This window comes from Stenotrophomonas sp. K-6, from assembly GCF_056861555.1.
Genome location: NZ_JBSPUC010000006.1, coordinates 103,172 through 121,344 on the forward strand (window position 1 = coordinate 103,172; position 18,173 = coordinate 121,344).

16 protein-coding genes are annotated in these 18,173 nt (G+C 66.5%); 6 read left to right on the top strand and 10 right to left on the bottom strand.

Annotated elements, in window-relative coordinates; all coding sequences use genetic code 11:
* Nucleotides 1–30 precede the first annotated feature (30 nt).
* The 5 genes from AC13F7_RS17410 (at nt 31) to AC13F7_RS17430 (ending at nt 5,300) form a co-directional block, all read left to right on the top strand.
* Complete coding sequence (locus AC13F7_RS17410) at nt 31–579, top strand: sugar dehydrogenase complex small subunit (RefSeq protein WP_483002452.1); 549 nt, start codon at nt 31–33, stop codon at nt 577–579.
* Between the two features lie 45 nt (nt 580–624).
* Nucleotides 625–2,265 carry a GMC family oxidoreductase gene (locus AC13F7_RS17415; RefSeq protein ID WP_353085582.1) on the top strand — a complete coding sequence of 547 codons (1,641 nt, stop codon included), beginning with the start codon at nt 625–627 and terminating at the stop codon, nt 2,263–2,265.
* Entirely contained in the window at nt 2,262–3,659 is a 1,398-nt protein-coding gene (locus AC13F7_RS17420) for a c-type cytochrome (RefSeq protein ID WP_483002453.1), read from the top strand. Before AC13F7_RS17415 ends, AC13F7_RS17420 begins: the two co-directional genes overlap by 4 nt.
* A 32-nt stretch (nt 3,660–3,691) precedes the next feature.
* The gene (locus AC13F7_RS17425; RefSeq protein ID WP_483002454.1) at nt 3,692–4,927 is read left to right on the top strand and encodes a carbohydrate porin; all 1,236 of its coding nucleotides are present in this window, start codon (nt 3,692–3,694) and stop codon (nt 4,925–4,927) included.
* Nucleotides 4,928–5,009: 82 nt separating this feature from the next.
* Complete coding sequence (locus AC13F7_RS17430; protein ID WP_483002455.1) at nt 5,010–5,300, top strand: hypothetical protein; 291 nt, start codon at nt 5,010–5,012, stop codon at nt 5,298–5,300.
* A gap of 44 nt (nt 5,301–5,344) precedes the next feature.
* Here the strand turns inward: AC13F7_RS17430 and AC13F7_RS17435 are convergent, their stop codons facing one another.
* From AC13F7_RS17435 to AC13F7_RS17445, 3 genes are all read right to left on the bottom strand, one after another.
* Nucleotides 5,345–6,592, bottom strand: coding sequence for an arsenic transporter (locus AC13F7_RS17435; protein WP_483002456.1), 1,248 nt, complete (start codon nt 6,590–6,592; stop codon nt 5,345–5,347).
* A gap of 31 nt (nt 6,593–6,623) precedes the next feature.
* Nucleotides 6,624–7,859: an MFS transporter gene (locus AC13F7_RS17440; protein WP_483002457.1), complete on the bottom strand. Its 1,236-nt coding sequence runs from the start codon at nt 7,857–7,859 to the stop codon at nt 6,624–6,626.
* Between the two features lie 176 nt (nt 7,860–8,035).
* Complete coding sequence (locus AC13F7_RS17445; RefSeq protein WP_483002458.1) at nt 8,036–8,506, bottom strand: hypothetical protein; 471 nt, start codon at nt 8,504–8,506, stop codon at nt 8,036–8,038.
* Nucleotides 8,507–8,689: 183 nt separating this feature from the next.
* Between AC13F7_RS17445 and AC13F7_RS17450 the strand changes: the two genes are divergently transcribed.
* Nucleotides 8,690–9,046: a YkgJ family cysteine cluster protein gene (locus tag AC13F7_RS17450; RefSeq protein WP_481467451.1), complete on the top strand. Its 357-nt coding sequence runs from the start codon at nt 8,690–8,692 to the stop codon at nt 9,044–9,046.
* Nucleotides 9,047–9,073: 27 nt separating this feature from the next.
* Here AC13F7_RS17450 and AC13F7_RS17455 read toward each other — a convergent pair whose 3' ends face one another.
* From AC13F7_RS17455 to AC13F7_RS17485, 7 genes are all read right to left on the bottom strand, one after another.
* Nucleotides 9,074–10,186, bottom strand: a complete 1,113-nt coding sequence (locus AC13F7_RS17455) for an ABC transporter permease (protein WP_483002459.1) — start codon at nt 10,184–10,186, stop codon at nt 9,074–9,076.
* Nucleotides 10,183–11,370, bottom strand: a complete 1,188-nt coding sequence (locus AC13F7_RS17460; protein ID WP_483002460.1) for an ABC transporter permease — start codon at nt 11,368–11,370, stop codon at nt 10,183–10,185. The genes AC13F7_RS17455 and AC13F7_RS17460 overlap by 4 nt, the downstream gene beginning before the upstream one ends.
* On the bottom strand, nt 11,367–12,383 hold the full coding sequence (locus AC13F7_RS17465; RefSeq protein ID WP_483002461.1) for an HlyD family secretion protein: 1,017 nt from the start codon (nt 12,381–12,383) through the stop codon (nt 11,367–11,369). The genes AC13F7_RS17460 and AC13F7_RS17465 overlap by 4 nt, the downstream gene beginning before the upstream one ends.
* Complete coding sequence (locus AC13F7_RS17470; RefSeq protein ID WP_483002462.1) at nt 12,376–13,797, bottom strand: TolC family protein; 1,422 nt, start codon at nt 13,795–13,797, stop codon at nt 12,376–12,378. Before AC13F7_RS17470 ends, AC13F7_RS17465 begins: the two co-directional genes overlap by 8 nt.
* A gap of 48 nt (nt 13,798–13,845) precedes the next feature.
* Complete coding sequence (locus AC13F7_RS17475) at nt 13,846–15,255, bottom strand: PepSY-associated TM helix domain-containing protein (RefSeq protein ID WP_483002463.1); 1,410 nt, start codon at nt 15,253–15,255, stop codon at nt 13,846–13,848.
* Nucleotide 15,256: 1 nt separating this feature from the next.
* Nucleotides 15,257–17,296, bottom strand: a complete 2,040-nt coding sequence (locus AC13F7_RS17480; protein WP_483002464.1) for a TonB-dependent receptor — start codon at nt 17,294–17,296, stop codon at nt 15,257–15,259.
* A 131-nt stretch (nt 17,297–17,427) separates the two neighbouring features.
* Entirely contained in the window at nt 17,428–17,994 is a 567-nt protein-coding gene (locus AC13F7_RS17485; RefSeq protein WP_483002465.1) for a DUF2946 family protein, read from the bottom strand.
* Between the last annotated feature and the right edge of the window lie 179 nt (nt 17,995–18,173).

Consider the following 18,173-nt stretch of genomic DNA (forward strand, 5'->3'; position numbering starts at 1 on the left):
GCCGGCGTGTTACGGAGCAGAGTTGAGATCATGAGTATTCCCGAGGGAGTGGAAGAGAATCGGCAGCGGCAAGGCCTCACACGAAGAGGCTTTCTTCTTGCGGTCGGTTCGGTTTCATTGCTCGCGGCGTGCCGTGACAAGCCGCCTGCCGCGGCCACTTCTGCTGCTGTTGCGACGCCGGCGGCCAAGGCCGATTCCGCGTTCCTTGGCCTCTCCCACGCCCTGACCGGCAAGAACGATCTGGACCCGGCCACGGCCGAGCGCATCGAGCAGGCGTTCGCCCATCTTCAGCCCGAACTGCATGCGCAGTTCCCGACCCTGGTCACACTGGCAGGGCAGGTGACTGGCGCGCAGGCGCTGATCGCGGCGGCGGGCGACGCAAAACCGGCCGCCCTGGCGATCATCACCGCGTGGTACACCGGTACCGTGGGCAAAGGCGTTCATGCCGTGACCGTCTCCTATCGCGATGCGCTGATGCAGCGATGCGTGGACGACGGCCTTTTCCCACCGACGTATGCCCAAGGCGGTCCTGCCTGGTGGACGGCGGCCCCTCCAGCCCCGATTCGAGCACGCGCCTAACGCCGCGCGGCCATCTCTCTTCTGTTCTAGATCTGGATTCCTCTCATGAAAGCTCCGGTTTTCCGTGATGGCGACGCCGATGCCGACGTCGTGATCGTCGGTTCTGGCGTCGTCGGTGCGTTGATCGCCCACCAGTTGGTGCGCGCTGGCAAATCCGTGCTTGTGCTCGAAGCCGGGCCGCGCCTGAATCGCTCCGACGTGGTTGAAAACTGGCGCAACGTCAGCTTCGAGCGGCGCATCGGCAGCGACTTCCAGGGGCCGTACCCGCAATCGAAGTTCGCCACTGCACCGCTGTACTTTCCGGCGAACGATTATGTCGGCCTGACCGGCCCCGATGCCAGCAGCTTCCACCAGGGCTTCATCAAGGCGGTCGGTGGCACGACCTGGCACTGGGCGGCCTCCTGCTGGCGCCATCTGCCGGTCGACTTCAAGATGCAGTCCGCCTACGGGGTAGGACGCGATTGGCCGATCAGCTATGAGGACATCGAGCCTTACTACTGTCGCGCCGAGGAGGCCATGGGCGTGTCCGGGCCAAATGACCCGGCGCAGCAGAGCCCATCAGAGCGGTCCAAGCCTTACCTGGCCGACATGATTCCGTGGGGCAACGGCGACAAGGTATTCGCCGACGTCGTCAATCCGCACGGCTACAACCTGGTGCCGATTCCGCAGGGACGCATGATCAAGCCCTGGAATGATCGTCCCGCCTGCTGTGGCAACAACAACTGCCAGCCAATCTGCCCGATCGGCGCCATGTACAACGGCGTCCATACCGTCCAGGCCGCCGAGGCGCTGGGTGCCAAGGTGCTGGCCGAGTCGGTGGCCTACAAGATCGACACCGATGCGCAGAACCGGGTGACCGCCATTCACTGGTATGACAGCGACAAGGTCAGCCACAAGGCCACCGGGCGCAGTTTCGTGATCGCCTGCAACGCGCTGGAAACGCCGCGTCTGCTGCTGCTTGCCGCCAACGAACAGAATCCCAACGGCATTGCCAATTCGTCCGATCAGGTCGGGCGCAACATGCTGGACCACTCCGGCTTCCATTGCTCCTTCATTGCGGACCGGCCGATCTGGCTGGGGCGTGGCCCGGCGCAATCCAGCTGCATGGTCGGGCCACGCGATGGCGCCTTCCGCTCCGAGTATTCGGCGACCAAGATCATCCTCAACAACATCAGCCGGGTGGCGATCGCCACCGACCAGGCGTTGAAGATGGGGCTGGCCGGTGAGGCGCTGGACGCGGAAATCCGACGCCGCGCGATCTACGGCGTGGACCTGTCGATCAGCCTGGAGCCGCTGCCCGATCCGACCAACCGGCTGACGCTGTCCAAAACCCGCGTCGATGGCCATGGTTTGGCCTGCCCGGACATCCATTACTCGCTGGGCGACTACGCGCGCAAGGGCTACGACAAGTCCTGCGAGCAGCTGCGGCACATCGGCAAACTGTTCAACGCCGAAGAATTTGTCATCACCACCGCGCTCAATGCCAACAACCACATCATGGGCTCGACCATCATGGGCGCGGATCCGCGCGACTCCGTGGTCGATGGCGATTGTCGCGCGCATGACCACCCGAACCTGTGGCTCCCGGGAGGCAGCGCGATGGTCTCGGCCAGCGTCGTCAACAGCACCCTGACCATGGCCGCACTGGCCCTGCGCGCGGCCGATGCAATCGAGCGTGCCGCATGAAGACGCTCCTGCTCATCGCAGTCGCCCTGCTGGCTGGCGCTACGCAGACCGCGCGCGCCGACGACACGCTTGAACGCGGGCGCTATCTCTCGGTCGCGGCGGACTGCGTGGCGTGTCATACCAATCCGAAACAGGGCAAGCCCTACGCCGGTGGCTACGCGATCGCCTCGCCGCTGGGCGAGATCTGGGCGAGCAACATCACCCCGTCCAAGACTCATGGCATTGGCACCTACAGTGAAGCCGATTTCGCCAAGGCGGTTCGCGAGGGCGTGCGCAAGGACGGTGCCCACCTGTATCCGGCCATGCCGTACACCTCCTACGCCAAGCTGACCGACGAGGACGTCCACGCGCTGTATGTCTACTTCATGCAGGGCGTAGCACCGGTTGACGAGGAGGCGCATACGACCGAGCTGCCGTTCCCCTTCAGCGTGCGCTCCTCCATGGCCGTCTGGAACCTGCTGTTCCTGGACAAAGCGCCGTTCAAGCCGGATCCAGCGAAAAGCGCGCAGTGGAATCGCGGCGCTTACCTTGTCGAGGGGCTGGCCCACTGCTCCAGCTGCCACAGTCCTCGCGGGCTGATGATGCAGGAAGTGGGCGGCAAAGCGTTCGCCGGTGGTTCGCTGGGCGACTGGTACGCGCCCAACATCACGTCGCATCCGATCAGCGGGATCGGCGGCTGGACCGATGACGAACTGGCTACGTATCTGAAGACCGGCCGCGTTGAAGGCAAGGGCCAGGCCGGCGGCGGCATGGCCGAAGCGGTGAGCAACAGCCTCTCCAAGCTTCGCGATGAGGACATCAGCGCGATCGTGACCTACCTGCGGACGGTGCCGGCCGTGGCCGACAAAGGTGCCACCCGTGCTGCATTCGCCTGGGGCGACGCCGCCACGGCACCGGGCGAGCCCGCGATTCGTGGCACGGGCGCGCCCATCGCCTCCGGTGCCGTGCTGTACTCCGGCCTCTGCGCCAGCTGCCATGGCTCGCGAGGCGAGGGCAGCAACGACGGTTACTACCCGTCGCTGGTGCACAACAGCACCGTCGGCATGGTCCGGCCACAGAACCTGGTGGCGACCATCATCGGCGGCATCGACCGCGAAGTGGACGGTGAGCACGTGGTGATGCCGCACTTTTCGGAAGGTTCGTACGTGCAGGCGCTGAGTGATGCCGACATCGCCGCGGTCGCCAGCTACGTGCGGAGCACCTTCGGCCCGGGCGACCAGGTCACCGAAGCGCAGGTCGCATTGATCCGCGACGGCGGTGAGAAGCCGCTGTTGGCCAAGATCGCGCGGCTTTGGCTACCGCTGCTCATCCTGGGGCTTGCGGCTTTCGTGGTCGTGATCCTGTTGGTGCGACGCGCGTGGACAAGGCGGAAGCAGCGGAGGGCTTCGGCATGAGGCGCACCTCCCTCGTTGCATGCGTCGGGCTGATGGCACTCGCGACCGGTTTGCCGGCATGGGCGGCTGACACAGAGGCCGCCAAACCCAAGCCGGTGGACACGATTGCCCAGGCCCCACTCAGCGCGGACTGGGCGGCCCGCGTCTGGCTGCTGGACCGTGGCGTGACCCCGAGCGCCCGCATCGTGATCGCCACCGGCGTCAACAGCGACGGCTACAAGGGCACCGGCTGGTCCACGGCCGAGCACGTTGATTTCGGCGCCATGATCGATACCGGCAAGGCCTTCGGCTTCGACGGCACGGTGCGGGTGGTGTTCTCCGACCGCTTCGGCAATGCGGTCAATGACCGCTCGACCGGTTCGTACGTGCAGAACCAGGCCTTCTATGGGCAGGGCCAGAACCTGCGCTTCAACGAGCTCTCCTATGAGCGTTGGCTGCTGGACAAGCGGCTGAGCCTGAAGGGTGGTTTCTATTCAATGGGCAATGACTTCGGCGGTCTGCCCTATACCTGCAACTTCAACAACAACGGCCAGTGCGGCCATCCGCTGGGCCCGATCTACAGCTCCGGGTGGCTGGACAACCCGACCGGCCAGTGGGGCCTGCGGGTAAAGTGGGCCGATCCTTCCGGCTGGTACGCGCAGACCGGCATTTACGATGTCGTGCCGATGCGCAAGCAGGAGGGCAGTGGCTTCCGCGTGTCCGACCGTGGCAAGACCGGCCTGTTCCTGCCCGTGGAAGTGGGCTACAGCCACGGCAACACCGGGCAGCATTACGGTGGCACCTACAAGGTCGGCTATTACCTGGATACCTCAAACGCGGACGACATCGGCAATCCGGCCGCACCGCGCGCGTCGCATCGCAGCGGTTCGTACATCCAGCTGGCGCAGCGCGTGCTGAAGCCCGAAGGCGACACCGTGCGCGGTCTGTCGGTATTCGGCGTGGCCACGCGTGCGGATGCCAAGACCGGACTCATGCGGTATTCGTGGGAAGCCGGCCTGAGTTGGCGCGGTGTGGTGGCCTCACGGGAGGATGATGTGCTGAGCCTGGCGTGGACCCGGCTGGACATCTCCGACCGCCTTGCACAGTACCAGCGCATCACCGGCAAGGACGTGCAGAGCAACGAGCAGTTCGTGGAACTCAACTACGGCGTGCAGGTCACTCCGTGGCTGATCCTGCGGCCTGCGGTGCAGTATGTGGCCCGGCCCGGGGCGTATGAAAGTCGCCCGGACAGCTGGGTGTTCACGCTGCAGGCGCAGGCCACGCTCTGATCACACGACACGGTCGTCCAGTGCACGCACGCTCCACATCAGGGTCAATAAAGTAAGTGCCACTCCATCCAGGCTGGCACGCGTGAACCTGCAGACGACCGTTTCCCTTCCGTTTCCCCGGCGCGTGATGCCGGACAGCTGCCAGTTCGACCTGCTGGATGTGAACGCGCTGCAGGATCCCTGCAGCGGCCGCATCGTCCACCTGTATTCGATGGTGGCGCGCTGCCTGTCCTGTGAGGTGGTCTTCAAGGCGCAGGAAGGCGCGGGCTTTGTCAGCACTTCGGCCGCGCGGGTACTGCGTTGCCCGACCGGTTGCGGGCAGCAGTCGCTGAAAGCCGCCGCGCTGCGCCAGTGGACGCCGAAGGCCGCCTGAGACGAGGGCATGCGTCACGGCAGCGCCGGGGTGACGCGCGATCGTCAGAGCAGCAAGAGCGCCGCGATCAATGCCGGCGGCATTACCAGTAGTCCCAGCTTGAAGAACTGCAGGGCACTGACGTTCTCGCCCTCCCGACGCAGCGCGACCAGCCACAGCATTGTGGCCAGCGAGCCGGTCACCGAGAGGTTCGGCCCCAGATCGACGCCGATCAGCAGCGCCGCGCGGGTGTGCACCGGCAGGTCCGCCATCTGACCCAGCGAGCCGGCCACCAGCCCGATGGGCAGGTTGTTGGCCAGATTGCTCGCCACCGCTGCCGCGATCCCTGCCACCCAGCTGGCTTCCGAAGGCGAGGTCCGTGCCAGCACTTCCAATGCGTGTGCCGCCGTGCGGATCACCCCGGTCTGGGCAACGGCTTCGACAAGCACGAACAGGCCAGCCACCAGGGGCAGCACCCCCCAGGCGACGTGACGCAGTATCGGCAGCGGGCTGCGACGCTGGCGCAGGCGAACCGCCGCCAACGTGAGCGCACCGGCGCAGAAGGTCGTCACGCCGAGCGGGCCGTTCATCGCCGAGGTCACCAGCAGTACGACGCCGGTGAGCCCGACACCGATGGCGCACAGGCGACCGCCCTCGGACAGGGCGCGGTGCTCGATCCGCTCTGCCAGCGGGTGTGCGATCTGACGGCGTTGAACCAGGCGCAGCACCAGATACGTCATTGCGATCGCGGCCAGCGACGGCAGGGTGAACTGCCGCAGCCACTCTGGCAGCGAGGGCATGTGGCTGCCGAACACCACCAGGTTGGCGGGATTGGAAATGGGCAGCACGAAGCTGGCCGCGTTGGCAATGAACGCGCAAACGAACAAGTAGGGCAGTGGATTGGCGCGGGCCGCTTTGCAGGCGGCGTAAACCGCCGGCGTGAGTACCACGGCGGTGGCGTCGTTGGACAGGAAAATGGTCACCAGTGTGCCGACCAGGAAGACCAGGTCAAACAGTCGCCGCCCGGATCCCTTGGCATGCTGCACGGCATACATGGCCAGCCAGTCGAACAGACCTTCGTGACGCGCCAGCTCGGCCAGCACCATCATGCCGATCAGGAACAGGTAGACATCGCCGCCTTCAGCAACCGCCGCGAAGGCAGTGGGGACGGGCACCAGGCCGCTCGCCACCAGCAGCACGGCAGCGCCCAGTGCCCAGACATACTCGGGAATCCGCCAGGGACGGAAGATGACACCGCTGGTGGCAACGGCGGTCACCATCCAGATGATCAGGGAGGTTGTGGGGACGTGCATGAATGGCTCAGGAAAAACGCAGGGGCTGGCGTCAGGTCGCGTCCGTCGGTGCTGCCACCGTGGAAGCGCGGCCCGTGTGAGGTCGGGTCTCCGGCATGGCCATTGCCAGCACGAAGGCCAGGGCTGCAATCGCTGCCAGGGTCAGGAACGCGACATCATACCCAGCGAACTGCACGATCACCCCGGCCAAGCCCGGACTGAGCGCAGCGCCCAGCCCGAAGACCGTCGAAACCGCACCGAGCGTGACGTTGAATCGGCCGGTTCCCTGGGTCAGATCACTGACCATGACGGGAATCAGCGCCCCGAAGATACCGGCACCGATGCCATCCAGCAGTTGCACGCTCAGCAGCCATGCCGGCGCATCGGACAGTGGGTAAAGCACGCCACGGATCGGCAGGATCACAAAGCCGGCCAACAGCAGTGGCTTGCGTCCCCACACATCGGCCCGTGTTCCGACCAGCATCGCGGCCGGCACCATGACCAGTTGTGCCGCGACGATGCACGCCGCCGTCAAGGTGGTGGCCAACGCAGGGCTGGTATGGGAGAGCTTCTGACCGACCAGCGGAAGCATCGCCGCGTTGGCCAGGTGGAACAGCGCACAGCTCGCTGCCAGCAGCAGCAGGGTACGGTCGCGCAGGAGCATGCCAAAGGAGGATGGCCCCGGCTGTCGCTCCGGTGTGGCCGGCGATCCGCGCGCCTGCGCATGGTCGATGGCGGTGGATGGGATCATCAGCACCGCGGCCACGCTGGCCAGGGTCAGAGCGGCCATCAGATAGAACACCACGACCGGCCCCCCGATGTAGGCCAGCCCCCCGGCCAGGATCGCCGCAACGGCGTTCCCTGCGTGATTGAACGTCTCATTGCGACCCATGCGCCGCGCGAACGCCCGTGGCCCGACGATGCCCAGCGAGATGGCCGCGATCGCAGGGGCAAAGACGGTACCCGCGACGGCACTGACAGCCTGGGTCGCGGCCACGAGCGTGAACGAGGTGATCCACGGCAGCACGACGCAACTGCCGGTGACCAGAAGGGCGGCGATGACGACCGTGGCCCGCTTGGCGTTGACCCGGTCCATCAGCGCGCCCGCCGGCGTCTGCGCCAGCAGCGCAGCCAGCCCTGCGACGGTCATCACCCCGCCGATGCTGGCCGGCTCCCATTTGTGGACGGCCAACAGGTAGATCGCGAGATAAGGCCCCAACCCATCCCGCACATCGGCCAGGAAGAAGTTCACGCCATCGAGCGCGCGTTCCGCCGAGCGGACGGACAAGGGGGCAGGGGAAGGTGGGCTCACGTGCTTGGCTCGATGCTCGCTGGGTCAGCCCCGATGCCGGTGGGGCGCGCATGTTATGCGCGTGCGCCTGTGATGGTTGTGTGGCGTCACACATGGAAGAGCCCCGGAATGTCCAGGGCTCTGGGTACCATGTGCTTCAGACCGACCGGGTTTTACAGCGCCCACTTCTCCGGATCTGCGTGCTTCTCTTTGTAGATCACACCCGAGAAGTCCACATGCAGTTCGGTCCACTCGCCACCCTTGCGGCGCGCAAGTACTTCGAAGTGCTTGGGCTTGCGCTCGGGTTCGCCGCGTGGCGTCCAGCCATCCTTCTTCACTGCGGCCAACGCGACGCGAGGATCCGCCGGACCCTCCGGATGATGATGCTTGGGGCCGTGATGCGGCTTCTTGTGCTCCACCTCCACAAAGCTGCCGCCCTTCCTGGCGATACGGGCCACTTTGATTTCCGACGGGCGTCGTTCTCCTTCCAGCCGGATGGCAGCACCTTCCTTGAGTGGAAACGCCTCTGCTCCCTTGGGGCCGAGGTCGGCCAGATATGCCTGATCGTTGCTGACCAAGGTGAAGCGATGTGCAAACACGTGCTCGATGACGCCCGCGAGGGCGACCTTTTCATGGTGCGGCATGCATTTCTCCTGAGAGCGCCCAACCGCGGGCGCCCTTGTTCAATGCGGCTGTGCCTCAGCGATTCAACCTGCGCCGCCGCAGCGTTCAGGCTGCCGCAAGCCGACCACCGATTGCTGCGGCGTGAAGGCTGTGCCAACACGGTAAAATGGGCCTCCGACGACGCTGCTCCAAGGGCCATCGCAATGCCTTACGCCACCCGCGACGCCATCGAGCGTCTGCGCGAGCAGATCCCGACCTTCCGCTGCATCGTGGGATGCACGGACTGCTGTGGCCCGGTCACCGCCTCCAGCGAGGAGGTGGCGCGGCTGCCGGTCAAGAGCGATGCCGAGCACGCTGCGGCGCTGGCGGACCTGAGTTGTCCGTATCTGGGCAAGCAGGGCTGTGAGGTCTACGAAGAACGCCCCTTGATCTGCCGGATGTTCGGGACGACCCCCAGCCTGCGCTGCCCCAACGGCCAGCGGCCGGTCTACATGCTGGATGAGTCGGTCGAAAAGGAAATCCATCAATTTCTTCGCAGCACGCGGCAGGTGCTGATCTAGCGGGCGGGATATCCGCAGCAGCCTGAGTCAGTGCGACCTGCGGGCACCCAGTCGCCATATCGCAAGACCACCGTACAGCGCCAGCAACGCGACCAGCGTCCAGAGCTCGTGGCTGACCTCAGCCAGGCTGGCATCCATCTGATTGAGCCGCACCATCAGATTGATCCCGGGTGTGGTGGGCAGCAGGTGGGCCAAGGCCACCAGCGCAGGCGGTGAAGTGACCGCCGGCCAGGACAGATTGGCCAGGAAGAACAGCGGGATCGAGCAGGCGACGACCACCTGGAAGGCACGTTCGCGGGTCGCGAAGAAGCTGCCGATGAACAGCCCGAACGCCACCGTGGCGGCGATGAACAACGTGCCGCCCAGCAACTGGCCGAGGGGATTGCCACCACGCGGGTAGTCCTGCACCCAGGCAGTGAACCCTGCGTAGTAAAACAGCCCGAGCAGACCGATGGCGCCGAAGCCCGCGGCCATGCCCGCCAGCGTTGGCAGATCGAATCGCAGGCGACGACCCAGGGCAAGCCGACGCGCACCGAGCAACACGCCGATGCCCATGAGCAGCGTCTGATGCACGATTAGCTCGGCCACGCCGGGCACGATGGCGCTGCCATAACCTTCCTGGGTATTGAACAGCGGGCGCTGCACCAGGGTGATCGGCGGCGCTTGGGGGGCACCCATGAACGCCGCCTGCGAGACCGCCGCTTCCCGCGCGAACGCAGTGAGCGCCTCCGCTACGCCGCCCAATACCCAGCTGGCGCGGCCGAGGTAGGCGCCATTGCCCATCAACACCAGGTAGCCCTTGCTGCCGCGCAGAATGTCGCGTTCAAGGTTGGCAGGAATCAGCAGGATGCCCTCGGCCTTGCCGGCCTCCATCGCCTGGCGGGCCTGGTCGATGCTGGCCGGCTGATCGACGATGCGGACCGTGTGCAGCGCATCCACCCGCCGCAGCAGCTCACGGCTGGTCGCGCTCTGGTCGTGGTCCACCACCACGATGGGCAGGTTGCTGGCGACCTGATGGCGGTAGGCGGCAGGGTAGAAGAACGAATACAGCACCACCGCCCCGACCATCAGCACGACGGCATAGCGGTCGGTGAGCACCGTGCGCAGGGTCAGGCGGAGGCTGTCGACGAAACGGCTCATGCGCCGTTCCCGCTCGTGGGCGACGCCGCGGCCGGATCGGCGCTGCGCGCGGCAGCGATCAATCGCCAGCCACCGATGCCACCGGCCACCACCACCATCAGCAGCAGCGTGCCCAGCGGCCACAACGAGACACTCCACGGCGCGCCCACGAACTGCTGCTGGGTCTGCAGCTTCACGTAAGCGGTCAGTGGCAGCAGGAGATTCCAGACCCGGGTGAACAACGGCGCATCCACCACGGGGAAGGTGGCGCCGGAAAATGCCAGCGCGGTGCCGATGCTCAGGCCGATCGCCGACAGTGACGTGCCCATGTCCCGGGTGAGCCCCACAAACAGGAGCGCCACCGCCGCACAGGCCAGGTAGAACACCGGTTGCCCCAGCATCAGCAGCAGCATGCTGCCGGCGACGCCATCGCCACGCAGCAGGGCAAGGTAGAGCACCCCCAGTGCACCGTAGATCGTAAACAGCAGGACGTAGGGCACGACCTTGCCGGCAATCGCCGACCACGGCGTGTCGCCCAGCCAGTCGCGCAGCCGCCCATCGCGGACCTCACGGCCCAGGCTGGCCGCAACCGCCAGTGCCAGCCCCAGTGAGAGGATCGCCGGGAACAGCAAGGGCAGCAGAAACAACTCATAGCTGCGCGCGGGGTTGTGCAGGATGTCCGACTGCACCGCGATCGGCGGCGCGCGCAGCGTGGCCGGGCCCACCTGCTTGCCGATGCGCTCGCCCAGCAGCCGCGCATTCCAGGCGCTGACCGCTTCGACGATATCGCGCACGGCGGATTGGCCGGTGGTGAGGTAGGTGGCGTTGTAGTACGCGAACACCGTGCCCTGTTCGCCGCGCAGTGCCTGCCGCGTGGCATCACGCGGCACCAGTACGATCGCAAAGACGTCCAACCGGCGCAGCTGCGATTGTGCCTCGGCCAGGCTGGATGGCTGGCTGGCCACGTTCACGCCGGGGCTGGCATCGAGCATGCGCGCCAGTTGGCGGCTCTCGGCGCTGCGGTCCAGATCGACAATGGCGATGGGGATGTCGCGCATCACCGAGGCGGCAAACAACCATGCCATCAGCCCCAGCATAACGGCCGGCAGCAGCGTGATCAGCAGCAGATCGGCACGATCGCGGCGCAGGTGCTCAACCTCGCGCTGGAACGAGGCCGTAGCGCTCGCCCACACCGGCCGGCTCATCCCTGCGGCCACCCGAACAGCACGCTCATCCCGGGGCGGAAGCCTTCGATCGGGGCGACCGGGCGCAGCCGGATCTCGAAGCTGCGCACGTCATACCCGGAGGATTGTCGGGTGGCACGCCACGTGGCGTAGTCACCGGCGGGATTGATGAAATACACCTCGAATTCGGCGTCACGATCCAGTGCGGGCACGTTGCCGCGCAGGCGGGTGCCGACCTTCAGGCCCCGCATCTGCGATTCGCGCAGGTTGACCGAGACCCACATGCGGTCGATGTCGACCAGGGTGAAGACCGGATAGCCGGCCGGGACCAGCTCGCCGATATCCGACATGCGTTTGTTGATCTCGCCAGCCATGGGCGCGCGGCCATTGACCTCGTCGCGGGCCGCATCCACCTCGGCCACCGCACCCTGCGCCTGGCGGACCTGGCCCTGCGCGGCGCGCTTGTCCTGGTCGCGCGCGCCGGCCAGCGCCTGGTCGTACTGCGCCCGTGCGGCATTGGAGAGCTCGCGCGAACTCCGCGCCTGGGCCAATGCCTCGTCACGTTTCTGGCGGGTCATCACCCCTTCGTTGTACAGGTTCTGCACGCGCTGATAGGTGGCATCGGCCAGGGTGGCACCAGCCTCGGCGCGTTTCCAGTTGGCCTGGGCAGCACGAATGTCCTCGCTGCGCGCCCCTTCGTCGGCCTTGTCGGCCACCGCCCGCGCTGCCTCCAGCGCGCCTTGGGCCTGCTGCTCCTTGGCTGCCACTTCGGGGCTGTCCAGCACGAACAGCACCTGGCCGGCCGTGACCCGGTCGCCCTCGCGCACTTTCAGCTCGGCCAGCCGCGCGGTGATCTTCGCCGCCACGTTGATCGTGTCGGCGTCGGCCATGCCCTGCAACTGTTCGGCCGGCGTGCGCCAAGCCAGCCACAGGCCGATCACGACAACGATCGCCAGTACCAGCGCGATGAGGATGCCGGCCTTGCGTTTCTTCGGCGGCGGCGCGTCGTCCGGCGCCTGCAATGTGTCATTCATGCGCGATCACCTCGTCGCCCCGGCGGCGGAATTCTTCATATCGGTCCATCTGTCCACTGATCTCCAGCAGCTGTGCCAGCGCCACGTCGTACTGATACGCGGCCTGCGCGCGTTCCACCTGTGCGCCGCCCAGCCCAAGGCGCGCATCGATCACATCCAGCGAAGTGGCCTGGCCCTCGCGGAAGGCCAGCTCCTGCAGCCGCAGGTTCTCGCGGTTCTGCTCGATGCTGCTGTCCAGCAGCAGGAACTGTTGGCGGGCGGTATCCAGTTCGTACCAGGCCTTGCGCACGCCCAGCGTCACCTGGTTCTCGGCTTCGCGCAGGCCGGCCTCGGCCTGATCCTGTTGGGCGCGGGCAGCGCTGATCTGGGCAGGACGCGAGGTGGGCGACAGGAAGGTGTACTTCAGGCCGATGCCGAACGCCCAGTCCGGGTCGGTCAACATTTCGTCGCGACGGCGGAAATCGTACTGGCCGAACAGGAACACGGTGGGTTTGAGCTTGGCCTGCTGGACGCGCACGCCTTGTTCGGCCTGGGCCACCAAAGCGCGCAGCCGGGCGATCTGCGGTTGCCGGGCCTGTGCATCGCGTTCGAAGGTAGGCAGCGCACCGATCGGCGCGCGATGCACGAACAAGGGCGACAGCGGGCGGACGTCGCCACCGCTGCGGAGCAGGGTGGCCAAGGCGGCCTTCAGCGTCTGCAGATCATTCAGGGATTTCTGGTACTCGCGCTCGGCCTTGTCGCGGGCGACGTTGGCCTGCAGGCGCTGGGCGCGGGTGGCAAAGCCTTCGCGTTCCAGTTTCAGGGCATCGTCGAGGTGTTGCTGCAGCCCATCGCGCACCTCGCGGCGCACGTCCACGGCCTGCTCGGCGAGACGCTGGCCGAAGTAGGCCTGGACCAGCTGCACGCTCAGCGACTGACGCTGCGACTCGCGCTCGGCGCTGGCCTGGTCGGTTGCGCCTGCTGCGGCCTGCTGGGCGGCGGGGATCAACCCACCGGTGTACAGCGGCAACACCGCCGTGACCACCGGGCGGGTGCGCCAATCGCGTTCGGTGAACTGCAACGGCGAGTCGATGCCGAACGCCTCAGCGACTGGCGTCAAGGAGCCCAGGGGCAGGGTGAGGGTCTTCTGGAACTGCAGCCGGCGCACTTCACCGGTGATCTCGGGAAGCCGCAGCAGACGCGTGGCGTCCTGCAGGTCCTGCTTGTTGCGCACAGAGGCATCCGCCGCGGCCAGGGCATCGGACACCTGCTCCAGCCGCTGCTGGGACTGCTGCCAATCCAAGGCGGGGACCGCGGCGCCGTCCGGCCCGGGCTGGGCGATGACAGCGCCACTCAACAGAATCAGGGAAAGACAGGCAAGTCCTTTTAACGCGCGCGTTGGCGGCCAATGCCGGCTCACGAGGGGCAGCTCCATGGGTTAAGACGGCAAGAGGGTAGTGTGCGCCGCGTGAAGTGCGGGTCTTCACGTCAGTCGCCAGCCACGGGTGGCGATGCAATCCAGAACACCCACGACCAACAGCGACAGACCCACCAGCGGGAACACCACGCCACCGATGCATAGCAGCACGAAGACACCCGCCACGCTTCGCCCGTGCCTCGGCAGTGGCGGCACGCCGATCCCCCCGATGGGTCGCCGCTTCCACCACATCACCGCACCGCTGAGGCAGAGCAGGAGGATCGCTGCGCATGCGACGATCAGCACTACACGGTTGACCGTGCCGTACTCGTTGCCGAGATGGACGTTGATGCCCCATTCCAATCCACGCCCAAGTGCACCGTAATCGGCGTAGCCCATGTCCAGCAGAACCCGGCCACTGTACTGGTCCAGATGCACAACTCGCTGACGCGACAGATCCTCAGGATAGACCGAGGCGGTGTAGACCCCCATGGGCCCACGCGGCAGCGCGATGCTGTAGCCCGGCGCAAGGCCGAGTGCGTTGAACCGGCGCAGGGCCGCGTCGATGCCGAGCGCGCCGGGCTGTGGCGACAGGTCGCCGAGTGGGCCGCCACCATGTGCGGCATGCCCGTCATCGGCAGCGGCGTGCTGGACATGCGGCACCGCTGAGACCGGCAGCTGTGCCTGCTCCATCGACCACGCTGGGGTGGTGGTGTCGGCAAGCCGATGCGCGGACATCGGCACGTCCACCCGCACGCCGGTTGGGTAACCATAGTCGTGACCGTTCGCCCAGGCATTGACCTGATGGCCCCAGACCACCGACCACGGCATGCCGGTGACGGCCAGGAACACGAGCACACCGCCCACCCAGACGCCGGTCACCGCATGCAGGTCGCGCCAGAACAGCCGCTGTCGCGGCTGCCCGCGGACCGTGGTGATCCCACCGTTCTGCCCGCGCGGCCACCACAGGTACACGCCGGTCGCCACCAGCAGGATGGCCCAGCCGGCGGCGATCTCGATCAGTGCACTGGCGTAATCACCGAGCAGATCGAGGCTGTGCAGCTGCCGCACCACGCCCGAGAACGTTCCCTTGTCCGGCAGGTGCCCGAGCACCTGCGCGGTGCCCGGGTCGACGTAGTAGACCTGCCGCCGACCGTCGGCCTCCTGTACGCCGATCTCGATGCTGCCGTCGGCGTACTCCGGCGTCGTGTAACGGAAGATCTCCCCGTGACTGACGGCGGTGACGCCCGCCAGCTGGGCGCTGGCAGGCGAGGGCGGCACCGCTGCGTTCTGCACTACCTTCAGATCGTGATGGATCCAGCGATCGATCGGCTTCTGGTAGACGTATACCGCGCCGGTCAACGCCAGCCAGGCGATGAAGGGCAGCACGAACAGGCCGGCATAGAAGTGCCACCGCCACACCGCGCGGTAGAAACGCCAGCGATCCGGTGCACGCGGGGTAGCGGGGGATGGCATGTCAGAGCTCCCGGGTCCAGCTCAGGTACACCGCCCGGCCGTCACCGGGTGAGTAACCCGAGGAACCGCTGTCGTACCAGGCATACACGTAGAAACGATCTGTCGCGTTTTTCAACTGCAGGGCCAGGCTGTTGCGCGCGTCCAGCCGATACGTGGCGCTCAGGTTCAACAGTGCATAGCCGCCGTAGCGTCCCAGCGTGTTGGTCCTTTCCACGAAGTAGTCGCCCTGGCCATTGCCCCAGGCGCTGAAGGCCCAGTCGGCCGTCGGGGCGTAATCCACACCTGCGCTGGCCAGCCAGTTCGGCACGTTCTCGATCTGCCGCCCGCGGGTCTGCGGCGCACTGGGGTCGGGCACCTCGATCACCGCCTTCTGCCGCGAGTACGCGGCCCAGGCGCGCCACTGTGCGCTGGCCTGCCACGTCAGCTGGGCGTCCCAACCGCGGCGCAGCGTCTGGCCCACGTTGCCGACCTCATTGGCCCCGACCACGCCATTGACGCCCAGGACGGTGGCGACCTCATCGCTGGCCCGCTGCTCCCAGTACGCGATGCGGGTCTGCAGCCCCTGCACGGGCGCCCATTTCATCCCCGCTTCCCAGCCTTCGTTGAGGGACGGAGCAAGATCGTTCAGCTGCGTTCGATACGCGCCATTGCCGCTGCCGATCTGGAACGTTCGCCCCCAGTTGGCGTATGCGACCGTGGTCGGGCTGAGATCGTAGGACACACTCAGCTTGGGCTGCTTGATCAGGCCATAGTCGTAGACCGGTGCACGCAGACCGGTCGCCCCATTGTGGAAGTCGCCATACACGCGATCGACCCGGTAGGCGGGCACGATCTTCAGCGCGTCCATCGGCCGGATCACCGCCTGCACGTAGGCACCCCGGGTATCGAGGGTGTACTCCCAATCGCGCAGGGTCGCCTGGCGCTCGCGCGCGACGGTCCTGTAGCGGCGGGCCGTGTTGTCCTGCCACTGCCCATCCACGCCGGCATCGAGGACGAACTCGGCCAGCCGCGAGTCCGGGCGCCAGGTGGTGTTCAAGAGCAGGCCGCGATGGGTCTCATCGTTGAAACGTTCCTGTTGAGCGCCTCCCGCGGTGAACGTCACCCAGCGCTGGTTGCGATAGTCGTTCTGGTAGGCCTTGGCGTTCCAGCGCCAGTCGCTGCCCAGTGCGCCATCGATGTGCACGGCGGTCTGGACCGTCTCGCGCTCACTGCGGTCATCGCGTGCGTAGGCCGGCGATTGCGTCGGATTGGCCTGCACCTCCGGATAGCTGAGGTAGCCTGCTTCCAGTGCGGCGTTCTTGTAGTAGCGGCTGGTCAGCCCTGCGCGCCACCGGCCGTCAGGGTCGGTGTAGAACCACTTGCCGGCGAAGCTGCGCTGCGTGCCATTGGCATGGTCGCGCTCGCCGTCGGACGTGCGCCAGCCGACGAAATAGTTCTGTGACCAGGGGCCTCGCTCGAACCCTTTGGCCACCTGCACATCCTGCGTGCCAAAGCTGCCGGCAGTGATGCTCAGCTGGCCGTCAGTGCCGCCCTGGCGGGTCAACACATTCACGTCACCGGCAATCGCATGCAGCCCGTAGCGGGCATCGTTGGTGCCGCGCACGATCTCGAGCGCGGCGATGTCCAGCGGAAACACCGCATCCAGGTAGGGCATGCCGCCGGAATTGTCATTGCTCGGAATACCGTCGATCAGCAGCTTGACCGCATTGATGCGGCCCTCGCCGTTGAAACCCCGGAAGGAAAAGCGGCCGGCGTCGGTGCCCATCTTGAACTGGGTGACCTGGACGCCAGGCGCATTCATCAGCAGCTCCCAGCTATGGTCGACCTTCTGCGGTTGAAGGACGTCGCCGCCGATGAGATCCACCGAGGTGAAGACCGAACGGGCCGACAGCTCGCGCTCGGCCGCCGAACGCGCCTGGACGGTGCCCAGGGTCAGCACGGTACCGTTCTGGGCGGCGACGGTGGCGGGAGGAAGAAGGGCAGCGGCAAGCACGGCCGTGATGGCCTTGGCCAAAGGTCGATACGAAAAAGACGTTGTCATGGTCCACAGCATTCGATGCCGCGGTCAGCGTGACCGGGGCAGGGACAAGGTCCGGCCGATGGGCCGGATGGCGCGCAGCGTTGGGCACGAGCCGGCAGGGCGCAGCAAGGCTGCACCGGATACTTGCCGGATCAGCAGACCAGAACAGGTGGGCCGCGGGCGCCGAGGGTGCCTTGAGCGGGAGCACGACGACGCTCGACCAGACCTGACAGCGATCGAAACACGGCCGGCCACTGCGTCAGCAGCAGGAGCAGCGCCACGAGCAGTCTGATGAGACGCGCCGCGATCAGGCAGTAGTCGCAGTCCACGCCCATGTGATGGTTGGCGTGCGGATCGGCAGGCGCTTCGGCAGCGGGGCGGGCCTCGCCCTGATCCCTGTCGTGATGCGCGTGATGGCCCGCGCGCGCGTCGGCATCCGTCATGGCGTGATGCGCCGCATGGGGATGGGGTGCAGGCGAGGCCTCAATGACGGGGGCGGTCACCGGCGCCAATGCCCGGCTGACCATCGGCGCGACGATCACCAGCGCAATCGCAAGGAAGGCCCAGGCATGAAGCCAGCGGTGGAGGAGGGACGCACGCACCGGCCCGATGGTAAGCCATGGTCGTCGGGATTCCCGGCGAAAATGCCCCTTTTGTGCTCGATTGCGACGGTTTGTCGCAGTCTGGCGCTGGGCGGCGTGCACTCTGGAGCGGCTCATGGACCGGCCCCGTGCCCGCACTGCACATTGACAATTCTCCAAATAGGACGCTTATATCCTATATGGGCCCGAATCCATCCCCGGGGCGTTAGCGTTGGCCGGGAAGGCAGGCCACAGGATTCTCAACCGCCTGCGCCCCAACGCAGGCTTCAGCGCACCATTCAAGAGAGCACGACATG

Bases quoted from the DNA above. Each gene is read 5' to 3' on its own strand.
- AC13F7_RS17410 (WP_483002452.1), top strand. From the start codon at position 31: ATGAGTATTCCCGAGGGAGTGGAAGAGAATCGGCAGCGGCAAGGCCTC.
- AC13F7_RS17415 (WP_353085582.1), top strand. From the start codon at position 625: ATGAAAGCTCCGGTTTTCCGTGATGGCGACGCCGATGCCGACGTCGTG.
- AC13F7_RS17420 (WP_483002453.1), top strand. From the start codon at position 2,262: ATGAAGACGCTCCTGCTCATCGCAGTCGCCCTGCTGGCTGGCGCTACG.
- AC13F7_RS17425 (WP_483002454.1), top strand. From the start codon at position 3,692: ATGGCACTCGCGACCGGTTTGCCGGCATGGGCGGCTGACACAGAGGCC.
- AC13F7_RS17435 (WP_483002456.1), bottom strand. From the start codon at position 6,592: ATGCACGTCCCCACAACCTCCCTGATCATCTGGATGGTGACCGCCGTT.
- AC13F7_RS17445 (WP_483002458.1), bottom strand. From the start codon at position 8,506: ATGCCGCACCATGAAAAGGTCGCCCTCGCGGGCGTCATCGAGCACGTG.
- AC13F7_RS17450 (WP_481467451.1), top strand. From the start codon at position 8,690: ATGCCTTACGCCACCCGCGACGCCATCGAGCGTCTGCGCGAGCAGATC.
- AC13F7_RS17455 (WP_483002459.1), bottom strand. From the start codon at position 10,186: ATGAGCCGTTTCGTCGACAGCCTCCGCCTGACCCTGCGCACGGTGCTC.
- AC13F7_RS17460 (WP_483002460.1), bottom strand. From the start codon at position 11,370: ATGAGCCGGCCGGTGTGGGCGAGCGCTACGGCCTCGTTCCAGCGCGAG.
- AC13F7_RS17465 (WP_483002461.1), bottom strand. From the start codon at position 12,383: ATGAATGACACATTGCAGGCGCCGGACGACGCGCCGCCGCCGAAGAAA.
- AC13F7_RS17470 (WP_483002462.1), bottom strand. From the start codon at position 13,797: ATGGAGCTGCCCCTCGTGAGCCGGCATTGGCCGCCAACGCGCGCGTTA.
- AC13F7_RS17475 (WP_483002463.1), bottom strand. From the start codon at position 15,255: ATGCCATCCCCCGCTACCCCGCGTGCACCGGATCGCTGGCGTTTCTAC.
- AC13F7_RS17480 (WP_483002464.1), bottom strand. From the start codon at position 17,296: ATGACAACGTCTTTTTCGTATCGACCTTTGGCCAAGGCCATCACGGCC.
- AC13F7_RS17485 (WP_483002465.1), bottom strand. From the start codon at position 17,994: ATGAGCCGCTCCAGAGTGCACGCCGCCCAGCGCCAGACTGCGACAAAC.